This window comes from Photobacterium sp. TY1-4, assembly GCF_025398175.1.
Lineage (GTDB): Bacteria > Pseudomonadota > Gammaproteobacteria > Enterobacterales > Vibrionaceae > Photobacterium.
In genome coordinates, this window is the sequence record NZ_CP099735.1 from 927,398 (window position 1) to 951,002 (window position 23,605).

20 protein-coding genes and 1 pseudogene are annotated in these 23,605 nt (G+C 54.8%); 14 read left to right on the forward strand and 7 right to left on the reverse strand.

Annotated elements, in window-relative coordinates:
- Positions 1-6: 6 nt before the first annotated feature.
- Entirely contained in the window at positions 7-1,677 is a 1,671-nt protein-coding gene (locus NH461_RS20925) for an amidohydrolase (RefSeq protein WP_261604529.1), read from the forward strand.
- Positions 1,678-1,764: 87 nt separating this feature from the next.
- On the opposite strand, the gene NH461_RS20930 is transcribed toward NH461_RS20925, so the two are convergent.
- Positions 1,765-2,652: a LysR family transcriptional regulator gene (locus tag NH461_RS20930; protein WP_261604530.1), complete on the reverse strand. Its 888-nt coding sequence runs from the start codon at positions 2,650-2,652 to the stop codon at positions 1,765-1,767.
- A 332-nt stretch (positions 2,653-2,984) separates the two neighbouring features.
- Here NH461_RS20930 and NH461_RS20935 point away from each other — a divergent pair, with 332 nt between their 5' ends.
- Positions 2,985-4,184, forward strand: coding sequence for an MFS transporter (locus NH461_RS20935; RefSeq protein ID WP_261604531.1), 1,200 nt, complete (start codon positions 2,985-2,987; stop codon positions 4,182-4,184).
- A gap of 212 nt (positions 4,185-4,396) precedes the next feature.
- On the forward strand, positions 4,397-5,293 hold the full coding sequence (locus NH461_RS20940) for a PhzF family phenazine biosynthesis protein (RefSeq protein WP_261604532.1): 897 nt from the start codon (positions 4,397-4,399) through the stop codon (positions 5,291-5,293).
- A gap of 83 nt (positions 5,294-5,376) precedes the next feature.
- On the opposite strand, the gene NH461_RS20945 is transcribed toward NH461_RS20940, so the two are convergent.
- A complete protein-coding gene (locus tag NH461_RS20945; RefSeq protein ID WP_261604533.1) occupies positions 5,377-6,966 on the reverse strand; it encodes a sensor domain-containing diguanylate cyclase in 1,590 nt (529 codons plus the stop codon).
- 298 nt (positions 6,967-7,264) lie between these two features.
- On the opposite strand from NH461_RS20945, the gene NH461_RS20950 reads away from it, so the two are divergent.
- The gene (locus NH461_RS20950) at positions 7,265-8,191 is read left to right on the forward strand and encodes an HAD family hydrolase (RefSeq protein WP_261604534.1); all 927 of its coding nucleotides are present in this window, start codon (positions 7,265-7,267) and stop codon (positions 8,189-8,191) included.
- An 83-nt stretch (positions 8,192-8,274) separates the two neighbouring features.
- On the opposite strand, the gene NH461_RS20955 is transcribed toward NH461_RS20950, so the two are convergent.
- A complete protein-coding gene (locus NH461_RS20955) occupies positions 8,275-9,798 on the reverse strand; it encodes an arylsulfatase (RefSeq protein ID WP_261604535.1) in 1,524 nt (507 codons plus the stop codon).
- A 317-nt stretch (positions 9,799-10,115) separates the two neighbouring features.
- Here NH461_RS20955 and NH461_RS20960 point away from each other — a divergent pair.
- The 9 genes and pseudogenes from NH461_RS20960 to NH461_RS21000 form a co-directional block, all read left to right on the forward strand.
- Positions 10,116-10,571: pseudogene (locus tag NH461_RS20960) on the forward strand (AAA family ATPase); the annotation flags it as partial.
- Positions 10,571-11,272 carry a DUF58 domain-containing protein gene (locus NH461_RS20965; protein WP_261604536.1) on the forward strand — a complete coding sequence of 234 codons (702 nt, stop codon included), beginning with the start codon at positions 10,571-10,573 and terminating at the stop codon, positions 11,270-11,272. The pseudogene NH461_RS20960 and the gene NH461_RS20965, both read left to right, overlap by 1 nt.
- Complete coding sequence (locus tag NH461_RS20970; RefSeq protein ID WP_261604537.1) at positions 11,269-11,775, forward strand: DUF4381 domain-containing protein; 507 nt, start codon at positions 11,269-11,271, stop codon at positions 11,773-11,775. The genes NH461_RS20965 and NH461_RS20970 overlap by 4 nt, the downstream gene beginning before the upstream one ends.
- Positions 11,775-12,809, forward strand: a complete 1,035-nt coding sequence (locus NH461_RS20975) for a VWA domain-containing protein (RefSeq protein WP_261604538.1) — start codon at positions 11,775-11,777, stop codon at positions 12,807-12,809. Before NH461_RS20970 ends, NH461_RS20975 begins: the two co-directional genes overlap by 1 nt.
- Positions 12,809-14,482, forward strand: a complete 1,674-nt coding sequence (locus NH461_RS20980; protein WP_261604539.1) for a VWA domain-containing protein — start codon at positions 12,809-12,811, stop codon at positions 14,480-14,482. Before NH461_RS20975 ends, NH461_RS20980 begins: the two co-directional genes overlap by 1 nt.
- On the forward strand, positions 14,479-15,753 hold the full coding sequence (locus NH461_RS20985; RefSeq protein ID WP_261604540.1) for a hypothetical protein: 1,275 nt from the start codon (positions 14,479-14,481) through the stop codon (positions 15,751-15,753). The genes NH461_RS20980 and NH461_RS20985 overlap by 4 nt, the downstream gene beginning before the upstream one ends.
- A 14-nt stretch (positions 15,754-15,767) precedes the next feature.
- Positions 15,768-18,041 (forward strand): tetratricopeptide repeat protein, encoded by a 2,274-nt coding sequence (locus NH461_RS20990; protein ID WP_261604541.1) that lies wholly within the window; start codon positions 15,768-15,770, stop codon positions 18,039-18,041.
- Positions 18,042-18,264: 223 nt separating this feature from the next.
- On the forward strand, positions 18,265-18,759 hold the full coding sequence (locus NH461_RS20995) for a hypothetical protein (protein WP_261604542.1): 495 nt from the start codon (positions 18,265-18,267) through the stop codon (positions 18,757-18,759).
- A 133-nt stretch (positions 18,760-18,892) separates the two neighbouring features.
- Positions 18,893-19,807: a pirin family protein gene (locus tag NH461_RS21000; protein WP_261604543.1), complete on the forward strand. Its 915-nt coding sequence runs from the start codon at positions 18,893-18,895 to the stop codon at positions 19,805-19,807.
- Between the two features lie 61 nt (positions 19,808-19,868).
- Here NH461_RS21000 and NH461_RS21005 read toward each other — a convergent pair whose 3' ends face one another.
- Positions 19,869-20,822 carry a LysR substrate-binding domain-containing protein gene (locus NH461_RS21005; protein ID WP_261604544.1) on the reverse strand — a complete coding sequence of 318 codons (954 nt, stop codon included), beginning with the start codon at positions 20,820-20,822 and terminating at the stop codon, positions 19,869-19,871.
- Positions 20,823-20,954: 132 nt separating this feature from the next.
- Between NH461_RS21005 and NH461_RS21010 the strand changes: the two genes are divergently transcribed.
- Positions 20,955-21,767: an aminotransferase class IV family protein gene (locus NH461_RS21010; RefSeq protein ID WP_261604545.1), complete on the forward strand. Its 813-nt coding sequence runs from the start codon at positions 20,955-20,957 to the stop codon at positions 21,765-21,767.
- A gap of 105 nt (positions 21,768-21,872) precedes the next feature.
- On the opposite strand, the gene NH461_RS21015 is transcribed toward NH461_RS21010, so the two are convergent.
- The 3 genes from NH461_RS21015 to NH461_RS21025 form a co-directional block, all read right to left on the reverse strand.
- Entirely contained in the window at positions 21,873-22,376 is a 504-nt protein-coding gene (locus NH461_RS21015; protein WP_261604546.1) for a DUF523 domain-containing protein, read from the reverse strand.
- Between the two features lie 59 nt (positions 22,377-22,435).
- Positions 22,436-23,017: an NAD(P)H-dependent oxidoreductase gene (locus tag NH461_RS21020; protein WP_261604547.1), complete on the reverse strand. Its 582-nt coding sequence runs from the start codon at positions 23,015-23,017 to the stop codon at positions 22,436-22,438.
- Positions 23,018-23,089: 72 nt separating this feature from the next.
- Positions 23,090-23,590, reverse strand: coding sequence for a GNAT family N-acetyltransferase (locus tag NH461_RS21025; RefSeq protein ID WP_261604548.1), 501 nt, complete (start codon positions 23,588-23,590; stop codon positions 23,090-23,092).
- Between the last annotated feature and the right edge of the window lie 15 nt (positions 23,591-23,605).

Genomic DNA, 23,605 nt, shown 5'->3' on the forward strand with positions numbered 1-23,605 from the left:
AGAGCCATGCGCCCAGCCCACTTTCTCGCAATCACGAGCGTTCTCTGCAGTATCCCATTGATGGCAGCAGAACCCGCCGATGTAATCATCGCCAACGCTCAAATTTATGGCCATCCCGATGCCGATACCCTCGCCATTGATGACGGCAAAATTGTGTTTGTAGGCCAAGCCCGCGAAGGCCGGGCCTATCAGGCTCCGGCAACCCAACTCATCGATGCCGGGCAGGCCTTTGTGATGCCGGGCTTTATCGATAACCACAATCATGTGTTTGAAGCCGCTTCCGAAGTCGGTGGCAACTGCGAGCTGAACGCGGAAGCATCGCTGGCAGAACAAGTCCCGTATCTGAAAGCGTGTCGTCAGCAAGCGAATTCACGCGGCTGGCTGATGGGCTACGGCTTCTCGCTGGATGCCATTTTACATGATGAGAATCAAGATACCCCCTTAGCCGTGATTGACCGCATTTTCCCGGATCAGCCAGTGGTGATCATGGAGCAAACCTCCCACTCAATGTGGGTAAACTCAGAAGCCCTGAAACGCGCCGGACTCTCCAGCCGTTCGCCAGAGCCGCAGGGCGGTAAAATCCTCAAGGATGAAGCAACCGGTGAGCTGAATGGCATTTTGCTCGATAACGCAGGCGACATTGTAATGGAGCTGGCATGGAACAGCATGGAGCGTCCTTTTCAGCAAAGTTACGATGGCTTAATGGCCGGCCTGGAAGAAGCCGCCGCACACGGTATCACCACCATCGGTGACGGCCGCTTGTATTGGAAACGAGGCTGGTATGAGGTGTGGCAACAAGCCGCGCAAGACGGCACCTTAACGGCGCGGGTCTCCCTGCGACCGTGGATTTACCCGACCGAGCCGATGGCGTCACAACTGGCATTTTTGAAATCAATTCAGTCCGGTGACCACAACCGACTGCTGTGGGCCGATCAGGTCAAAATGTACAGCGATGGGATTTTCATCAACGGAACGGCCAAAACCCTGGCTCCCTATCGGGACACTTATATCCCTGACGAGCCGTACGGCATCAATTATATTCCGCCGCAGCAAATGAAAACCTGGCTGAATGCCCTGGATCAGATCGGTTACAGCGCCCATGTCCATGCCATCGGCGATGGGGCAATCCGGGAGTCACTCAATGCCATTGACCATGTTCGCCATCAGGGCTCGAAAAGACCTTACACACTCACCCATGTCGAGCTGGTCAGCCCGAAAGATATCCCAAGGTTTGCCGAGCTCAATGTCACCGCAGATTTTCAGGTTGGTTCTGATTATATCGCCCACCACGATCATCAATGGGCAGAGGCTTTCCTTGGCGCCAGGCGCACCCGTGCATTGATGAACCTGAACGCAATTTTTGCGACCGGCGCCAACGTCACCTTGAGCAGTGACTGGAATGTCCACGATATCAACCCATTAGTGGGCATTGCCAATAGCCTGAAAATGGGCCACACCGGGTTGCCGGATATTCATGCTGCGATTGATGCCTACACCATCAATGCCGCAAAAAGTTTGGGGATCAGTGAGATCACCGGCTCGCTTGAAATCGGGAAATCAGCCGATCTGGTCTTTCTGGCGCAGGATATTACCCGCTTGCCGATCGACGCAATCCCAGAGACACCAATCATAATGACGGTGCTACAGGGAGATATCGTCTACGACGCAGAGCGGTAATTCAGAAGGGGCAGGCGCTTTGCTGCCCCGTTTCTCTTTCAACCGGGGCCGGGGCACTGCATGCGAAACGCACCACTGTTATCCCCATCATTTGCTCAGCTGGTGATGCTCCCGAAAAGCCGCAAGGGCGGTACGCCCGGTGTCAGAAAAGGCCAGTCCGTTGCGCCAGCAAAGCTCAACCCGCCGCTGAATATCAGCTGGTTCAACCTCGCAGTAAAGCTCAACCAGATGGCCGGATTCGAGGTATGTGCTGACACAAGCTTGCGGTAAAAACGCAAATCCCTGATGCCGGATGAGCATGGCGATCAGAGACGAGAGATCAGAAAACAGGGCATAGCACGGACTGAAACCATCATTGGTTTCGTCACTGTCGCCTTCGCTGGCATCTCCCCACACCAACTCACGATACTGACTCAAATCCTGATTGGTCACGCAAGCATGTTGCGCCAATGGATGGTTCGGGCTACACAGCAACACCTCGCGATACTGCCCCAAGCGACAATAATCAAACGATTTATGATGCAGTGTGTCCGACTCGTGCATCATGATGATATCAACATGACCATCGGCCAAGTCCTGTTCCAACTGAGCTCGTTCATCTCGGTAGAGCTCAATGTTGAGTTGCAGCAGTGCCAGAATATGAGCCATCGGCGGCGTGAATGCGTTGTCCGGAATATAATTCTCAATCCCAATGCAGAGCACCTTCGGTTCATGGTTCGCGATCACTTCAGCACTTTGGACAAACTTATCGAACTGGCTCAGGGTATGGGCCAAATGAGGCAGCAAGCTTGCCCCGTCTTCGCTCAACATGGTTTTGTTGCCCGTTCGCTCGAAAAATTGAACGCCTAGATCAATCTCCAGATCAGAGATCCATTGGCTCAGTTGGGATTGCTTTTTACCCATTTGGCGGGCCGCAGCAGATATCGAGCCGGTTTCTGCCGCAAGTAACAGCGCTTTGAGATGCAGTGTGTTCATAGATCAGTCGTGGGTATCCGATGGGGTTCGGCGCTTGAAAAAACCATCATTTCTCGCCGCCATGTATTTCATAGCTACACGATAGCACAAACCCGGTTTTGGCTCGCGAGCCTATGTTTCATAACCGGACACCTGACAACCAGGAGTATATGCCTCTGCGCACTTCAACTGTGTGCCACTCGGTACTGGCACCATTTATTGCATTTACCACAAAAGTAATTTGCGCAAGGCGCTATTTTTCACAAAGCCGGTTTTCACAATACTTCTCTCAACCCGCGAGATGCCACACCAAAGATGGTTTCGCGGACCAATCATCCAAAGAGAGAGAAATTATGCCTTTAGCACTGTTTGCATTGACGCTCAGCGCTTTTGCAATTGGAACCACCGAGTTCGTGATCGTCGGATTGATCCCGACGATGGCGGCAGATTTAAACGTCTCCCTGCCTTCGGCAGGATTGTTAGTCAGTCTTTACGCACTTGGTGTAGCCGTTGGTGCCCCGGTGTTAACCGCACTGACAGGAAACTGGCGACGCAAGAATGTCTTGCTGGCGGTTATGTCACTGTTTGTGGTAGGGAACTTGCTGGCTTGGCAGGCACCCGGCTACACCACCCTGGTGACTGCGCGCATTCTGACCGGGCTCGCCCATGGTGTCTTTTTCTCCATCGGCTCAACCATTGCCACCGGTTTGGTTACCAAAGAAAAGGCGGCCAGCGCGATTGCGATCATGTTTACCGGACTCACTGTCGCCTTAGTGACCGGTGTACCACTGGGGACCTACATCGGTCAATCATTTGGCTGGCAGGCAACATTTCTGACGGTCGCCCTGCTGGGTCTGATTGCACTGATTGGTAGTGCCCTGCTGATCCCTGCTCGCCTCAGACAATCCCCGGCAGCCAAACTGTCGTCGCAGTTGAAGGTTCTGATCCAACCTCGCCTGCTCTTGGTTTATGCCATTACAGCGCTTGGGTACGGCGGTACCTTTACCGCGTTTACGTTTCTGACCCCAATCCTGGAGCAGATCTCCGGATTTAACGCCAATGCCATCAGTTTGATCATGCTGGTTTACGGCGTCTCTGTTGCAGCCGGTAACATCTGGGGCGGCAAGATGGCCGATAAAATGGGCCCGATCCGCGCACTTACGCTTATCTTCAGCGGCCTGGCCGGCGTACTCGTGCTCTTTCACTTTACCGCAGTCCATCCTATCGCAGCTGTGGCAACCATTTTGATCTGGGGCGCTTTTGCCTTTGGTAATGTCCCCGGGCTGCAGGTTTATGTTGTCAAGCTGGCAGAGAAATATACCCCGGACGCGGTCGATGTCGCATCCGGCCTCAACATTGCGGCTTTTAATATTGGGATTGCACTCGGCGCCTGGGGTGGCGGCCACATCGTTGCCGAAGCCGGCCTGATGCACACCCCGTGGGTCGGCGCAGTGGTTGTGCTTGTCGCGCTGCTCCTCACCCGCTTGAGCGGCAGGCTCGATCAACGCGCAGCCCGACCGGAACCCGCCGAACTGGACATCCGGAAAGCGTAATCTGAAACAGGCCGGGCCAAGATGATGGGATTGGCCCGGTGATTCGTTCATCCCGCCACCCTACCGTGTGTGCACTAACCCAAAGCGTCATCAATCAATACGCAATAAATCAAGACGCAATGAATCAGAATGCATTAAATCAAAGTGCGATACACCAAATTTTCTTCTATGATGGCCTTCAGATAAATACCCGCTTCAGGAAAGGCCACGAAATGACAACACCTTCTGCTTCAGCAACTGCCATGCACCACTCACTCACCGTACTGCTGGTCAACGCGTTTACCGATAACGGCAGCGGCGGGAATCCCGCAGGCGTGGTGCTGGATGCCCCAGACCTGACCTGTGAGCAAAAAACAGACATCGCCTGCCAAGTCGGCTATTCGGAAACCGCTTTTGTACAAACCGGCTCCGACGCTGACTTTCACGTTGAATTCTTTACCCCGGAAGGCGAAGTCGATTTTTGCGGTCACGCGACACTCGCGACCTTTTCAGCCATGCGGGATCAAGGTCACCTTCAACCGGGACGTTACACCCAGAAAACCAAAGCCGGGATTCTGGGGATTGAGATCGAAACAGACGTTGTCCGGATGGAACAGACACTACCACACACGCGCCCGGGCCCGGCAGTCGATACCGTCTCCCGGGCGTTGGGGATCTCTGAAGCAGCAATCCGCGATACGCAACTGCCGATCGAAACCGTCTCAACCGGGTTGCCGGATATACTGGTGCCTGTGGCCTCCGGTTTCCTGGCCCGGCTGCAGCCTGACTTTCAACGTATGGCTGAATACAGCCGAGACTTTAACACCATTGGCTTTCATGTATTTGAACTGAGTGAGAACGAGACGCTTACGGCGCATTGCCGCAACTTTGCGCCTTTGTATGGGATCGATGAAGAAGCCGCAACCGGCAGTGCCGGCGGCGCATTAAGTTGTTACCTGGCGCAACACGTTTTCCCCGGCAAGCACCAGTTTCGATTCGAGCAAGGCCTGGCGATGGGCAGCCCGTCCAGCATTGAAGCCACCCTCGAGTATTCGGGCCAGTCGATCACTCGCGTGAGTGTACAAGGTAAAGCGGCTGTCATCGGGCAGCGACGCATCGCCTATCCGTAAACAAACCGCAATCAAAAGGGCAATGGCGCTCGCCATTGCCCTTTGATGCAGATTGCATTGGTCTTCTGCCTGAAAGGCTTAACTCAGCTCGCTTCCGCACACAACAATTCGGCACAAATTTCAGTCCTGTTGCGGCCATTCGCCTTGGCGTCATACAAGGCATTATCGGCCTGTTTCATCGCCGCATGAATATTGACGGCACGTCCCGGCCAATAAGCAATGCCAACAGAAATCGAGACATGTCCGACAATCGGGATCTCGAACGCCTCAACCACATGCCGCAACCGCTCAGCAACTTCAAAGGCGGTCTCCGGACTGGTATCGGCCAGGAAGATCAGAAATTCCTCACCACCGGAACGACAAAGAATATCATCCCGCCGTGCTTGCTCACGCATCAGGTTTGCAATAATCGAAATAACCTCATCACCCACATCATGGCCGTAGGAATCATTCACCTGTTTAAAAAAATCAATGTCCAACGCCACCACCGAAAACGGCTGCTGTTTTTCATCAAAAACATCCAGGGCTTTGAGCATGCCGCGCCGATTGAGTAACCCGGTCATGGGATCGGTATGGCTGTCTAAATCCAGTTGGTTGATCTTACGGGACATCAGGCCAAACCCCCGGGTGATCGCCGCTTTCAGGTGCGCCGCTTCAAAATACCAGGAGCGAATTTGCCGGATATGCTCGACCGTTTCGGCACGCTCCATGGAGCGCACCCCACTCGCCAGTTGCCACAACGGCCGCGAAATAAAAATAGATGAAATCCAGATCCCCAACAGCGTCACCAGCCCGATCGGGATCGTTTTCACAAACACATCTGCCATTTGAGCATCCAGCTCCGACAACGTCGCGGATTTTGGCCGCTGGGCCACAATCCCCCAACCGGTGCTTTCAACCGGGGCATAACCGGCAGACATGTCGATCCCCAAATGGTTTGTAATATCCTTGGCCCCTTTCTCGCCGGTCAACACGGTATTAATGGCCACATTATCGGGGATCATCAGGCCAATCCGCGCTTTATCAGGATGGTGGATCAAGGTTTTCGTCCGGTCGACCACATACAGATAAGAGCCATCCTTATAACTATGCTTGCCCAGGATACTGGCAATAATATTTTGCTTTTCCAGATAAATCGTCCCGGCGATATACCCCAGATACTCGCCCTGGGCGGAAAAAATAGGGTTTGAAATACTGATGAGGTAGTTCCCGGCCAGCGATATATAGGGATCAGTAACGATAGGGCGCTGGGCTTGCAACGGCCGTAATGAATTTTCCGACGAAAGTTGTGCCCCTTTGACTTCCAGAGTTTCCGGAGAGACCGCAACAATGACCCCTTGGGCGTTCACAACGTACACGGAATTAAATGTTTTGGTTTGCCGGCGTAAGCGGTCGGCTTCAGACATCAGCACCGCCTCATCCCGCATCGCCCGGCTCAGGATACCGGCGCTGTATTCCAATTGCTCTTGCGCTGCTTCAATAAAAATATCTGTGGTCTCTGCCATCTTCACCGCATAGACCTGATTGGCATTCAGCGTTTTTTCTAATAGCAGATCACGTTGCACTTTATAGATGGAATATAAGGCATTGCTCAGGGTGATCAGTACACTGGCGATGGTCAGCAACAAAATCAGTTTACGCAGATCAACTTTCGGGTTCAGCAGTGAAGCCATTGAAATCCCTGTCATTCGTTCAAAAGTAAGTTGTCAATGAAGTCGGCCAATCTAAAGCAGCGCAGAGTGATATGCAAGTCGTGTATTATTAGTTTGAAATACTGCTCACTAATCTAATCGCTTCCCCTACATCCCATATTATCGCCGCAACTCAGTCTGAAAACAGACACCAGCCCGATGCCCGCCCCTCTACACTTAACAAACGTGAATCCCCATTCACTAACAATAAAGAGGTATCCACATGCAGTGCTATCCAAAATTGTTAGCCCTTCTGGTTACATCCATCTGTTCAACGGCAATGGCATCAACCACAGATCCCCTGCCCTCCTGGCAGGATTCTGCAGTTAAAAAACAAATTATCGCGTTTGTCACCCAGACCACAACACCAGGCTCGGATGACTTCATCGCCGTCGCGGACCGCATCGCAACCTTCGACAATGACGGGACTTTGTGGTCGGAGAAGCCGATTTACCTACAGGTCTATTTTGCGATCGACCGGGTCAAAGCGATGGCGGATCAACACCCGGAGTGGAAGACCACCGAGCCTTTCGCATCCTTGCTTAAAGGTGATATCGAAGCCCTCAGCGCTCAGGGGCTTGACGGGATCATGAAGCTGGTGATGGCTTCACATGGCAACATGACCACCGAAGCGTTTCATCAAGCCGTGCGCGACTGGCTCAAAACAGCTAAGCACCCAACTACCGGTAAACCCTATACCGACATGGTTTACCAACCGATGTTGGAGCTGCTCGATTATCTCCGGGCAAATGACTATCAAACCTTCATTGTCTCCGGCGGCGGGATTGAATTCATGCGGGTCTGGGCACCAGAGGTCTATCAAATTCCGACCGCCAACATTGTCGGTACCACCCTCAAAGCCGAGTACACCTATATCGACGGTAAACCGGTTATCCGCCGGCTGTCAGAGCTGGATTTTGTCAACGATAAGGCGGTGAAACCAGTGACTATCCAGAACTTTATCGGCAAGCGCCCGGTCATGGCCTTCGGCAACTCCGATGGGGATTTACAAATGTTGCAATGGACCAAAACCGGTCCCGGACCACGCCTGTCATTAATCATCCACCATACCGATGACAAGCGGGAATGGGCCTACGATAGAGACTCCTCCGTCGGCCGATTAGACAAGTCCTTTGAGGTCGGCAAAAAAGAAGGCTGGCTCTTCGTCGATATGAAAAATGACTGGAAGACGATTTACAAACCCTGAGCCGTGCTCTTTCTTTGGGATGCGTTCCGTCCCCAAACCAAAAGACCTGCACATGGCAGGTCTTTTTTGTCATCCGGCAGCAATTACTGTCGGTTCGGTGGTTGCTGAGTCATGGACTGGAGCACATTCTCAATGCTCAACGAACTACCTTTGGTTGCCGGGAAGTCTTTGAAAGTTTCCAGGAACTGACGCACCATCGCCTGCGCCGGAACGAAGGTCCACATTTGATCGGCATAGAAATGGCGAATATAGAGTGCAGAATCCGGACCAACTTCGAACGGATCCATGCGCAGGTTAATCAGCAGCGGCCAACTGGGCGTTTTACGATACGCTTCGTTGATTGCCCCTTCCATAATACTGAAATGGATTTTCCAGTCTTTATAACGCAGGGCATTGAGGTTTCCGCCGGCATCAAAGTAAAAAATCTCATTACGGGCACCCGGGCCTTTTCCGGTCAGCAAGTCGATCTGGTTATAGCCATCGAGGTGGGCTTTAAAGGTTTTGCCCGCGGCACTGTACCCTGTCAGCAGTTTTTCCTTCACTTCCGGCTCACCGGCAGCGGCCAGCAAGGTTGGCATCCAGTCTTCCTGGGAGAAAATGTCATTGATCACGGTACCCGGTTTAATTTTACCCGGCCAGCGAACCAGCATCGGTACCCGGAAGCCGCCCTCCCAGGTTGTTCCTTTTTCCCCTTTGAACGGCGTCACCCCGCCATCAGGCCAGGTAAATTTCTCCGCCCCGTTGTCGGTGCCGAAAATGACGATGGTATTGTCAGCGACCCCGAGCTCATCGAGCTTATCGAGCATTGCCCCGACCTGATCATCAAGATCCATCATCCCATCGGCATACAGGCCATAGCCTGATTTCGCCTGATATTTTTCACTTAAGTGCGTCCAGACGTGCATCCGGGTCGAATTGTGCCAGATGAAAAATGGCTTGTTGTCTTTCACCGCTTTTTCCATGAACGCCAGGCTAGCTTCCAAGAACTCCTGATCCACATTTTCCATGCGATTGCGGGTCAGCGGGCCGGTATCTTCCACTTTGCCGTCCGAAGACGATTTCAACACGCCCCGGGGACCGAATTTTTTCCGAAACTCCGGATCTTTGGGATAGAACTCGGATTCCGGCTCTTCTTCTGCGTTGAGGTGATAGAGGTTGCCGAAAAATTCATCAAACCCGTGCTTGGTCGGCAAGTGCTCGTCTTGATCACCCAGGTGATTCTTCCCGAACTGACCACTGGTGTAACCTTGTTCTTTGAGCAACTCGGCAATCGTCGGATCTTTATCCATGATCCCTTCTTTTGCCCCCGGCATCCCAATCGTTAACAAACCGGTCCGAAACGGATGCTGGCCCAAAATAAACGAAGCACGACCCGCCGTGCAACTTTGCTGGGCATAGGCATCGGTAAACAGCGCCCCTTCTTTGGCGATACGATCAATATTCGGTGTTTGCCCGCCCATCATCCCATGATGATAAGCACCGACATTGTACACACCGACGTCATCGCCCCAAAACACCAGGATATTGGGTTTATCCGTTTCGGCAAACGCACTTGCCGCCACCAATGCGCTGCAAAGCGCCAAAGTCTTGATTATCTTCTTACGCATGAATTCCTCCTGCGCGACTTGATTTCACACCTCACGCCACCACTGAGCGCGGGTTCAACCACACCAACTCAATAATTTTCGGAAATCAGCCCATCATCACCACCTCCGACGCCCAGTGAGTAACACTTAAGTATTGCTGAATTAGTATTACTCTCAAGAATCAAAACCAAGCCATTGGACTAATCTTAGTCGTAATGTCTGTCCAGCGAGGCGGCACCGTACATTCCTTTGCAGACAGAAAATGGACCGGAAGCGCCCGGCGAAAGCCTGCCCTTCGATCCGTTTATCAATGTGGTCATCAACGAACCGAGGCGCTTATGTCAGATCCGCGTCAGGCCATCCAGGCGTTGCAAGAACACATCGGACAATCGGTCGTCGGCCAACAGGCCGTGATTAAAGCCCTGATCATCGGCCTGCTCAGTCGCGGCCATATTTTGCTCGAAGGTCTACCCGGCACAGCCAAGACCCGCTCGGTGAAAGCGCTGGCCCAATCACTGACTGCCCAGTTCGGCCGGATTCAGTTCACACCTGATCTGCTGCCGTCGGATGTCACCGGCACGGAGATGTACCAGGAAATCGAGGGCAAGCCTCAGCTCTATTTCCAGCCGGGGCCCATTTTTGCCAACATCGTCCTGGCCGACGAAATCAACCGGGCGCCGGCCAAAGTGCAAGCCGCGTTGCTTGAGGCCATGGCTGAGGGAACCATCACCGTCGGTGAGAAAACCCACCCGCTTCCCCCGCTGTTCATGGTCCTCGCGACACAAAACCCCATGTGCGGCTGTACAGCGAAGAAAAAGACCGAAATGTACTGGTTTGTGTCGATCAGCGCAGCCAGATGTTTTTTTCATCCCAGGTGCTGATGAAATCTGTGGTGGCCGCTGAAATTGCTGCCCTGATCGGCTGGCGGGTGCTGAAAGACAATGACAGGATCGGGTTTCTCATCGCGAGTCCTCAGCGTTTTGCCCACTTTTCGGCCAAGCGCTCTCAGCCGCATCTAATGCGCGCTTTACAGCAACTCACGGACACCAATCAGTCTTTAAATGCGCACAGCCAGAATGCCGTGCAAGTCCGGTTCAGTCATCTGACCGACACCCTTGCCCGGCTGCGGCCACAGTCCTGGACCATCATCCTCATCAGCGACTGGCATGATGCAACCGAGGCAGATCTCCGACAACTGCAATATCTGCAACGCAATAACAATGTCCTCGGGATTTTCGTCACCGATCCGCTGGAAGCATCCCTGCCACAATCACTCCATCAACACGCGTGGGTGGTTGGCGAGGGCACTCACCAACTAAGTCTGGACTCAGCCGGTAAGGTATCCGCCGCTTCGGCCAGCCTCAGCCGACGTGCCCACCAGACGCGGCAGCAACTCACCCACCTCATGGCCCTGAATGAAATGCCGCTGGTCGAACTCGATACCACCGGGCAGCACTTGCAAACCTTTCAGCAAGCCATTGGAGGCTACCGATGACGATGCCTGCGCCTCCCAGCACCTACATCCTCAAGGCATGGGACGATGTCGGCCTGCCGGACACCGTCAGCTGGCTTCCGCAAACCCTGGGTTGGAAAATCCTCGGCCTACTCTTGCTGGCAGCACTATTGTCCTGGCTGAGCCAAACAGCCCGCCACTGGTGGCGAAACCGCTATCGCCGCGAGGCCTGTCTGGTGGTCCGTCGGCTCAAAGCCGTTGATTCCGGGTTTGAGTATCAACTCTTCGTGATCCTCAAACGGGTACTGTCTTATCTCAACCCAGCGGACAATCTCTTGTTCGGGAAAGACTTTCTGCGCAGGTTAGATGCCTACGAGCCCAATGCCGACCATCATTTCAGCAGCCCGCTTGGCAACCGTTGGCTCGAGAGCCTGCACACCGCGCAGTACCGATTGTCACCAGACGAACAAGAACAACTGCGTGCCCGGTGTCTCGACTGGTTAAACCGTCACCGCCCGGATCCGGCCCAAGCGGAGCAACCCTGATGCTCGGCGCCAGCCTGTCGCTCACCTGCCCGCACTGGCTCTGGCTACTGCCCCTGCCGCTGCTGATCCACTGGCTGGTCCCGGCCTATCGCACACGCCGGACGGCAACGAAAGTTCCTTTCTTTCAGCTGCTGATTGATGCGCTGGGTGAGCCGCCCACCCAGGGCGCCATGCAATTACAGCCCCGCCCCTGGCAGCGGCTGATCCTGATCATCGCCTGGGGCATGACGCTGCTTGCACTCACCAAGCCAACCCTCCTGGGAGAGCCGCAAACCCGGGAGAAGATTGGCCGGGATCTGATGGTTGTGCTGGATCTGTCCGGGTCAATGGCCGAAACGGACTTCAGCACGCCGGAAGGCCAGCAGATCACCCGGCTGGATGCAGCCAAGCACGTACTGACCGATTTTGTTGCTGAGCGAACCGGAGATCGGCTGGGGTTGATCCTGTTCGGTGACGCCGCCTTTGTCCAAACCCCATTCACCGCCGATCTGCAAGCCTGGCAAACCCTGCTCGACCAAACTGAGGTGGCAATGGCCGGTGAAAGTACCGCGCTGGGGGATGCGATTGGCCTGGCCATCAAGGTGTTTGAGGACACCCCTGTTGATAGCACCCTCCCCGATCCCGAACGCCAGAAGGTCGCCATCGTGCTCACCGACGGCAATGATACCGGGAGCTTCGTCGCCCCAGTGGATGCCGCCAAAGTCGCTGCCGCCAAAAGCGTGCGGATCCACGTCATCGCCATGGGCGATCCGGATACGGTCGGCGAACAAGCGATGGATATGACGATCATCAACCGCATCGCTCGGGCAACCGGCGGGCAGGCTTTTCAGGCCATGGACAGCCAGGCGCTGCAACAGGCCTATGATGCCATCAACACACTGGAGCCCCAGCTTTATGAGAGCACCACCTACCGGCCCAAAGTCTCGTTGCATCACGCGCTCATCATCGCCGTGCTGTTGATGTATCTCGTTGCCTTTTCTTTCGCGACCTACCGTCGGCTGCGCCAGGCCAACGTTGCGCCGGAGGAGCGCTGATGCCGGATCTCCAGAGTTTCACCCTGCTGCTGAGCCAGTTTCATTTTATCCGTCCCGGGTGGCTGCTCACATTCATCCCTTTCGGCGGGCTGCTGTACCTGCGCTGGAAACTGGAAGCCAGACCGGCGTGGACGGACATCATCCCGCCTCACCTGCGCACGGCACTCACACTGGGCGAACAGGGCTGGCGGCGGCAATTACCGCTCAAATTACTCGCCTTGATTATCGGGCTGGCCATCGTGATTTGTGCCGGCCCCACCTGGCAGCGGGAAGCCTCCCCTTTCGGTGAAGACAAAGCGGCACTGGTGATTGTGCTGGATAACTCCGACTCCATGTTAGCAACCGACCTGCCGCCCAGCCGTCTGGAACGGTCCAAACAAAAAATCCGGGATCTGCTGGCTTTAAGAGCAGGAGGTAAAACCGGATTGATTGTCTACGCCGGTAGTGCTCACATCGCCATGCCGCTGACCCAGGACAGTGCTGTCTTCAATCCATTTCTGGCCGCGATTACCCCCGAGGTCATGCCCAAACCGGGGAAAGCCGCTGAAACCACACTTCCAGCGATCGAGACACTGCTCCAGGAACACGCCGGAGGCACCGTGCTGTTCATCTCAGACGGGATCACCCCTAAAGCCATTGACGCCTTTGCCACGTTTTTCACCGCGCACCCCTACCAACTTCTGGTTTACGGGGCCGGAAATCCCGCCGTTGTCAGCAAGAACCCGATGGATACCCGGGCCCTCAAATCTCTGGCCGCACAAACCGACGGACGTTTTGTGACCGCAACGGTGGATCAAGACGACCTCACCACACTGAACAGCGCGATTGAACGGCATATGCAGCTCAACAGTGAATCCGCCATGCCCTGGCAAGATATGGGCTATCCGCTCGTCGCCCTACTCGCCCTCCTGATGTTACTGTGGTTCCGCAAAGGCTGGGTTGTCCAGTGGTGTTTTGTCGGGTACCTGGCCGCCATGATATTTGCGCTGCCGACGCCGACAGTCGCAGCCGTCCAGTCGAGCGTCGAACCAGAAGCGGCACAGCAATCGGTCAGCCGTTGGAATCGGATCAGCCAGTGGTGGATGGATTTATGGCTGACACCGGATCAGCAAGGGCAACGCCTGTTCAATCAACTACAATACCTCGAAGCCGCCCGCCACTACCGGGATCCGCTCCGGAAAGGCATCGCTTATTATTATGCCAGTGAGTTCAAACTGGCCCATACCGAGTTCCTGGAAGTGGGCTCCGACTGGGGTGATTTTTATGCCGCCAGTGCGCTGGCCAGACAACGGGAATACCTTGCCGCCAGAACGCTCTTGCGCGAGCTGGCAGAGCGGCCCAATCTGGATCCACAACTCCGGCAAGGGGTCGCCAACAACCTGCAAGTCATTTCCACCCTGATTGAAGATATCAACCGGATGAGCGAAAGCCAGACCGGGACACCCGATGGTCCCGACGCCAGCAAGGCGCTCGGCGATCAACCACAAACCGCCGAGGGCGCGCAGGAAACGGCCACCCAGTCATTGCTGGAACAAGAAACCCTCAACGCCGAACAAATTCTGGGCAGCACCGAGCTGGCCGACAAATGGCTTAAGCGGGTCAATGCCGATCCGAAAGTGTTCCTCAGCTCTAAATTTATGATTCAGCTTCGCGAGCAGGAGAAATCGCCATGACGCCCACCATCCGGTGCTGTTTCTTCTCCTGTATCTGGCTGAGCTGCGCGATTTTCGGCCCTGTCGGCTCGGCAGCACCGCCCCCCGAAGCCAGCGCCGAACAGCCGGTTGAGATCCGGGCCTGGATTGGCTCGCCGGATGCGGCCAGAACCACACCCTATGCGGTCCATGAACAGGTGATTTTTTATGTCGACATCGCCACCCCGCGCTGGTTCTCCGGGGGGACGAACATCGGCACCATTGACGTACCGGATCTGATTGCCAAGCAACGCAATTCACTGGCAACCAACTATACGGAGCGCCGCGGGAATGAAACCTGGTCAAGACAGCGTTGGGAAATCACGCTGTATCCGCAAGCATCGGGACAATTTACGATCCCACCCATCCCGGTCCATGTCCAGGTTGCCAACGGGCAAGGCCAGACCATGCACGGGACGCTATCAACCCCGGCGCGCTCGTTTGAAGCCAGTATTCCCAGCGGTAAACTCAAAGCCGGTGAACCCTGGTTTACCGCCACCCGCGTCTCGCTGACGCAGCAATGGCAACCCTCTTCCGAGACACTCCAGGTCGGAGACGCCATCACTCGGACCGTTCACCTGGAAGCGGATAACACCTTGTCCATCCTGATCCCACCACTCCTCGACACCGGGGCAGCGTCGCAGTACCAGGCATATCCGCAGCCCAGTGCCTTAGCCGATGCCAGTACCCGGGGCAATTATGTCTCCACCCGAACCGACGAAGTGGTATATATCCTCCAGACCGGTGGCGACATCCGGTTTCCAGCCCACACCCTCAAATGGTGGAACAGCCAAACCCAACAATTGGAAGTGCTGTCTGTCGCGGGACAAACTTACTCAGTCCACCACACCCCGGCCTCATTTGTGCGCGCCTATGCCCGCCCTCTCGGGTGGGGTCTGGCCGGGCTGGCCGGATTGGCCGGATTGGCAGGCCTCTATGTGGGCTTCAAGCGCTTTGCCCATCACCGAAAGATGCCATTATTCATTCAACTGCTGCGAACGGTCGTCCAGGGAGATTTCGCCAAGGCCCGATTACTGACATATATTCAATTGAAGCGGTGCGCTCAAATCGACGCCTTCTCAAAACGTCAAACTTTACAGAGCTATGGCGAACAGTTACCCGAGGCACGCAGCCTGGCTTCATTTATCACCATCTGGCGGGGCATTCAACAACAAAAGGCGGGCCGGCCAGACTGGCGCAAACCGCTCCAGCTCGAACAAACCCTGAAAGATAAGATCAATCGGGGCGCTTAGACCAAGGAGGTCATGTGACAGCCGTTTTCCTCAAAGCGATCCTGATCGCACTCACTGTAATAACCGGCATAACGACTGCATTCAGGGCCGACGCCAGCGATCCTGCCGCCCTCTGCGGCAAATGCCATCAGCAGCAAGTTGAGGCTTGGCAACAGTCACACCATTTTCACGCCATGGCACCAGCAGGACCCAAGTCGATCCTGGCAGCATTTACAAATGAACAGATCACCTATCTCGGGCGACCCGCCCGCTTTTTTCGCCAGGACGATCAGTATCAGGTGACGTTTATTGATGAGCACCAGCGCCAGCACACGCTGTCTGTCGTCTATACCTTCGGTTATCGTCCGCTCCAGCAGTACCTGTTCCGGGCAGAGAGCGGGAAGTTACAATTGATCCCCTTTGCCTGGGATAGCCGGAGCAAAGCCGAAGGCGGCCAGCGCTGGTTTGTGCTGCACCCGGAGCAATCGGAATCAGACAGCTTCCATTGGACGCAAATGGGTCAGAACTGGAACCAGATGTGCGCGGACTGCCACACCACAAATTTGAAGAAGAACCTTCATCCTCAATCGAACACGTATCAATCCACGTATGCATCCGTCAATGTCAGCTGTGATGCCTGCCATGGCGCTCCCGCCCAGCACCTGGCCTGGGCTCAAGGGGATCAAAGTATCAAACATCGAGGCTTCGACACCGCCATTAAAACCAAGACACCCGGCTTTCACCCGGATGAAAGCGGCGCGCTGGTGCCCGTCTCTCCGCTACAAGCATCCCGGCAAATCGAAACCTGTGCCACTTGTCATGCCAGACGAGCGCAGCTCAGGGATCGCCAAGCGCCTGATGACTTGTTCAACGCCTTTCAACCCAGTCTGATTACCAACGGGCTATATTTTCCCGACGGCCAGATTCAGGATGAGGTCTATGTCTGGGGATCGTTTGTCCAGAGCAAGATGTATCAGGCCGGCGTCACGTGCACCAACTGCCACAACCCTCATTCCGGCCAGTTGCAACAGTCCGGCAATCAAACCTGTACCCAGTGCCATACTTCAGCGGCTTATGATAGTGAACAGCACCATCACCACCAGACATTCGGTGCGGGCAATCAATGCGTCGACTGCCACATGCCGGCAACCACTTACATGCAGGTGGATTCGCGGCGGGATCACAGCTTCCGGGTGCCTCGACCTGATTTAAGCCAGGCTATCGGCACGCCCAATGCCTGCAATGGCTGCCATCAGGAACAATCCGCCCAGTGGGCGAAAGTTCAGTTGCGCCAGTGGTATCCGGACAGTCAGCACCGAGAGCAACAGCATTTTGCCACCGTTTTTCACGCCGCCGATCAGGGGCTGCTCAACAGCCACACCGAGCTGTCCAAGATCGCCCAGAGCAGCCGTTACCCAGATATCATCCGGGCATCCGCACTCAGCCGAATGGCATCAATTCCCCCGGATCGCAATGCCATGATTGCCATTGCCCGGGCCGTAAAAGATAACGAGCCGCTCAAGCGCATGGGGGCAATTACAGCCGCCGAAAGCTTTCCGTTGCAGCAGCGATGGCAGCTCCTTCAACCGCTACTCGACGATCCACGATTGAGCATCCGGACCGAGGCGGCCCGAGCGCTGGCCCCAGTGCTGTTACCGGGAGCACCCTCGCTATCGGCTCCGGAATCCAAGCAACTGACTCGCGTGCTGAACGAATACAAAAGCGCACAACTGTATCAGGCGGATCGGGGCTACGCCCACACAGCGCTCGGCAACCTCGCGCTGAGCCTGCAGGAGATCGACGAAGCCATCAACCACTACAACAAAGCCATAGCCGTTGAACCGATCTTCGTGCCCGCCTATGTGAATCTGGCCGATGTTTTCCGGCTCAAACAGGATGAAACACAAGCCCGGGATGTGCTCACCCAAGGCCTGGCGATTGCCCCAAACGCTGCTGTACTCAACTACGCCATGGCCATGAGTCTGGTTCGCAGCCAGAACAAGCCTAAAGCCGCGACGTATTTGCAAAAAGCGGCGGAGGCTGAGCCGCAAAGCCTGCGCTATCACTACACCTATTCGCTGTTGCTCAAAGATCTCGGCCAGCCCAAGCAGGCCATTGAGGCGCTGGAGCGCGCGTATCACCTCTCGCCGAAAAACCCGGATTTAGTGTACGGCCTGTCGCAGTCCTATGCTGAACTCAACAACTACCAGGCCGCCTTGTTTTATGCCGCGCAGCTCAGCCAACTCCTGCCGGACAATCCCCAGGTTGAGCGCTACATTGAGCAGCTTCAAGCCCGGTCTAAGCGCTAGAGCATCCTGTCGCTCGCGCATGGGCGCTGACTGGTTTCAGCGCCTTACTCAGCCAATCCAGCGTATCACTCGGAACCCACTGCTGAGTCCATATATGGGACCAATATCACATATAAACTTCAACCCGTTCTTCTTCTCCGAACAACCAGTTGTACATTTTTACAGCGGCAACTATTGATATAAAGGCAGGAAATAAAATACACAATAAAGGGGAAGGGAGATCATGAAATCATATTTAATCACCCCGGGACTGGCCATATTGGTGCTCGCGGGTTGTCAGTCCACCGCGACACCTACCGTCAATACCAGCTCTGCCGTATCCGTTTGCGATATCGGCGATGATTATAAAGATATGCGCAGTAACTGGGCATCGTATGAGCAATCCATTCAAGATTGCGGCGGGGCGAAGAACGTTGAACAGGCGATGATCCAGAACCATACCTTCGCCCGGAAAAACAATAAGGGCCAGGTGGTGTATTACCGGTTTGATCCGGCCGGGCAAGGAGTATACGTCGGCAAAAGCGGCGAGGAAAGAATTTCCTGGACCATAGATAACGATAAGTACCTCAATATCTCCATGCCCAATAGCTGGAAAGTTACCTGGGTCCTCACCGACACCCAGGAGAATACCTGGGGCGTCAAAGTCTATGAACGCAACCCGTCCGAGCAATACCTCTGGAGTGCGGCTTATACGGTTTCCCCGAACAGCCAGGAGTGACATCGCCCATGATTCCGTGTCACGCCGGTGGCACGGAATACTGATCACCGGATATCACGCTAAAGCAGGACACTCTCTTTTTCTCTGCATACACTGATGAAATGTCCCCATGAGCAAACGCCGGAGATATTTCATGAGCAATGCATCCCTGACCACCGAACTGCCCTGCGAGCAACTTCCCTGTGGGGAGAGCGTCAGCCAACTGATCTTCCCCAAAGATAAAGATATCGGTGGGTTTATGGTCCGGCGTGCCTTGCCCAGCGTCCATCTCAAGAAAGTCGGCCCTTGGGTGTTCTTCGATCACATGGGTCCGGCGCAATTCGATACCGAGCACAGCTTGAACGTCAGGCCGCACCCGCACATTGGGATTGCCACGGTAACTTACCTGTTCGAAGGCGAAATTTTGCACCGGGATTCGCTGGGCACCGAACAAGCCATCCAGCCCGGCGATATCAATTTGATGGTTGCCGGAAAAGGCATTGTGCATTCCGAGCGTGAGCGGCCGGAAATGACCCGCCGGCCCAGAACCGTGCATGCCCTGCAGCTCTGGCTCGCACTACCGGCGGCGATGGAAGATATCGAACCGGCCTTCTATCACTATCCGAAAACCACGATACCCCGCCTGACCCGGGACGGCGTCACGATACGAGTGATGATGGGAGAAGCTTTTGGAGTGCAGTCGCCGGTGAAATGTTTCTACGACACCCTGTACCTGGAAGCCGATATTCCGGCCGGACATATCTTCCCGCTTCCCGTCGCTGAAGAAAAAGCGCTCTATGTCGTTGAGGGGAATATCACCGTCGGGAATGAGGCAATCCCGGAGCATGCATTTGCCGTGTTGCCGGGCGCCTCCCAATGTCCGGTGCAGGCCGTCACCGACGCCCGGATCGCACTAGTCGGCGGCGCCGCGATTTCCCGTCGCTTCATCGAATGGAATTTTGTCTCCAGCCAGAAAGAGAAAATAGAGCAGGCCAAGCGGGACTGGCAGGCCCGGCGCTATCCGGTTGTCCCCGGCGACGAAGAAGAATTCATTCCGCTTCCCGGTTAAGCGATTCTCCCAATATGATGAACCTGCGGCGAGGGTTATACGCCCTCTCCGCCCGGATTGACTACCCTTTGATTTCGGCCGGGCTTGATAAATGAACCTCACATAATGCTTGATATACCAGCCAGTCGCGAAACCGCGCTGCAGCCGAGCTTTCATCCAGATCATCCGGACACACCACATGATAGGCTAGGTGAGGCGCAACCCTGAGGTGAACCTCCTCGAACAACCTGACAAGCCTGCCCTGCGCCAGCTCCCGCTCAATCATCACCGGCTCTGCCAGCCCCACCACACTGCCCTCGATTGCCGCCTGAACGACATGGCTCAAATCGGAAAATCCTACCGCTCGGCTATCATCGAAGTCATCAACCCCGGCAGCAGCCATCCACATCGACCAATTCGGCCATGGCTTTCCTTGTGTGGTGCAATCGACATAGCTCAGGGTGTAACGCTGCAAATCTTCGGGAGCACAAAGGTCTGGGTGGTGGTTGAGCCATTCAGGGCTACACACCGGCACGACCTCGGTCTCGAACAGCTTTAGCGCATGCGTGCCCGGATATTGCCCGTCGCCAAATCGGATCGCGACGTCAATATCGTCACGTTCGAAATCCCGTATCTCATCCGTAATATCAAAGGCAAGCTCAAGCTCAGGATGCACAGCCTTCAACGCCCCGAGTCTGGGAAACAGCCAATTGGTGGCAAATCTCGCCCCCAAAGAGATACGAAGCTGATCTGTGGTCCGGGAAGCCTGACGCGCCTGACCAAGCGCCCGCTGCAAACCATCGAGAGACGCTGTCACCGAACGGAGCATAATCTCCCCCGCAGGCGTTAAAGCAATCGTGCGGCTGGTTCGGTGAAACAGTTTCAGTGCCAGTTGCGTTTCAATTTCCTTGATTTGATAACTGACAGCCGCAGGCGTCAGGCCCACTTCATCCGCCGCTTTGGTGAAATTCAAATGGCGGCCAGCCGCTTCAAAGGTCCTCAAGGCGCGGGTGGCAGGCAGGTTTTTATAAGTCATTTATTTACAAGCCGATTTTAATAAACCATCAAGTAATACTCGTTTCACGGAAAGTCGTCAATCCGTCAAAATCAGCCTCATCCCAGTACACCACGCTACGGCATCTCTTTCACACAATCATCTGGAGTGATTATGTCATCAGAATGGAAACCCCTCACCCTGCTCAATGGCCGGGCGGCCACCAGCGACGATCTGGCACCACTGGCCTTTGCCGGGCACGCGCACTTTACGGCAATGCAAGTTCGGGATCATCAAATCCGCGGGCTGGATTTACACCTGGCGAGGTTACGCACCGCTTCACTGGCCCTGTACGGCCAGGCGATATCCGTCGAACAAGTGCTCACGCAGTTACGTCAGGCATGCGCCTTAAACCCGGCCCACTTTTCACTGATGGCTTATGTCTACTCCGCCAGCGGTGAATTCACCCCGGCGGAAAACAACGCCCAACTCTCTTTGTTGCTCCGAACGGCTCCGCCACACAATGGTCCTCAGGGCCCATTAGCGCTGAAATCCTTCGAATATGAGCGCATCCTGCCGCAATTCAAGCATGTTGGCGAAATTGGAAAAACCTACTGGATGCGTCAGGCGGTCGCTGACGGGTTTGATGATGCTGTCTTTATCGATCGCTTGGGTCGCTACAGTGAGGCGTCCATCTGGAATCTGGCTTTTTGGGATGGTGAAGCAGTAATCTGGCCGCAAGCGCCGGTCCTACCGGGCACGACTCTGGGAATTGTTCGTCGGCAGCTTGATAAGCTTGGTATGCCTCAGCGCGAGCAAAAACTCACCCAAACGGACATTGCTCATTTCAAAGGTGCCGTTGTGATGAACTCCTGGACGCCTGCGGTCCCGGTCCGCCAGATTGATACGGTGTCTTTGCCCATATCCGAGCCATTTCTCAGTATTTTGCATCAGGCCTACCGAAATGAACCACTGATCGCACCATAACCCAGCTTTGCGTATCACGTGCCCCCACAATGTTGAGGGCACGTGATCCATCGGTTGATGCCTGTGATCAGGCCTGCATTCATGCTGTCCCGGTGATGATTTAAGTTAGATTGAAGGCTTAGCTTGGTAGCCTGAAAACTCAGCCCGCAACATCCCCACTTGATGCTGGCTATAGACCTTGATCCCGTGGGCTTCCAGCAAAGCGGCTGTGACGCCTTTTCCGGTAATCTTCTGGCCGTTAAAATGACCATCATAAATGGTGTTTCGACCGCAGGAAGGGCTGGACTCGGTTAACACGGCATAGCGAATACCCGCCTGACGGCATTTCTCAAGTGCCAGTTGGGCCCCGGCCATAAACGCCTGGGTAACATCGGCACCATCATCCGCCATCACCTTGGCTTTCCCCAACATCACATCTTCGCCGACACCATGCCGAATTTCCGCTGGCGCTCGCGGGGTCGGCAGCCCGGCAGATACCTCCGGACAGAACGAAACAATATGCTGGGTGCGAAGCAACCACGCAAAGTCATCTCCTTCAGCCTTTAAATCACTGCCGTTATAACGAACCCTGCTCCCTAACAAACAGGCGCTGACTAATATTTTTTCCACCCTTCCCACTTACTTCTCCAGTCTCGATCCGTTTTAGAAAAATGTCCCATTCACCCTGGTTAGAATCTCGCGCGGATCTTCTCAACAAAGCGCTCCACTTGGTCGGTTGATGCTTTTTCACTTTGATACAGTGACAGCATCTGAAACCGGCTCTGTTTGGCACACGCGCCAAGCAATGCAATTTTCAGGACCCGCTTCACCGGCTGCCACAAGACAAAGCGGTCAACCCACCACGGCGAGCCTAAGGTAGTAATCACTTTCACTTCCCGCAAATTCTCCAGCGCCGGGGTGATTGCCCCCAGATCAGACGCATGGTGATAGGCATGTCCCGGCGCCCAGACCCGGTCGAACCACCCCTTCAAAATGGCCGGGAAACCGAACCACCAGGTCGGGAAGATCAGGACCAAGGATTCGGCACTTTTCAGCTGATTGATTTCCTCCGCCAGCCGCTGGGCATCGAACTGCTCTTGATAGTAGCTTTGCCGTTCCTGAGGGGTTAACACCGGATCAAAAGCTTCCTGATAAAGGTCCTTCACCGTGACCGCGTAACCTTTATCTCTCAGATGTGTGATGGTTTGCTCCGAAAGATAACGACACAGACTGTTTTCCAGCGGGTGTGCCCGCACAACCAAACATTTCACCATCATTTCCTTATTGAGTATTGGTGCCAAGATTATGCGCTATGATTCATAACCCCAAGATCGATTACACACCTATCGATGACGACTAAGCCTTGCCAGATGGTAGACACTGGCGTATTCACCATTTTTGAAGGCATAGTCTTTGGATTCACCTTCAACCACGAATCCAAACTTTTCATACAACGCCATCGCCGGATGATTGTCCGTAAACACCGTAATTTCAATCCGCCGGACATTGAGCCAGTTATCGGTCAGATCCAACATCGCGGCCAGCAAGGCACTGCCAACCCCCTTGCCCTGAAAATCATCCCGCACACCAACCCCAAAGGTTCCCGCATGTCTGCGCCGGGGATTTTGATACAATTCAAAGCTGAGGTTACCCACCACCCGGCCCTCATACTCCGCCACAAAACTGTAAATATTGTCCGGGATCTGTTCCATCCGGGACTGCCAGCGTGACTGTGATGGATACGGCAACATCAAGGTTCCCGAATACGCCTCTAACCCGGCGTAAATTTCTTGAATCGCCTGAGCATCTTTCGGCTCACTATGGCGCACGGTGATCTCAGCCATGACTTCCCTTTTCGT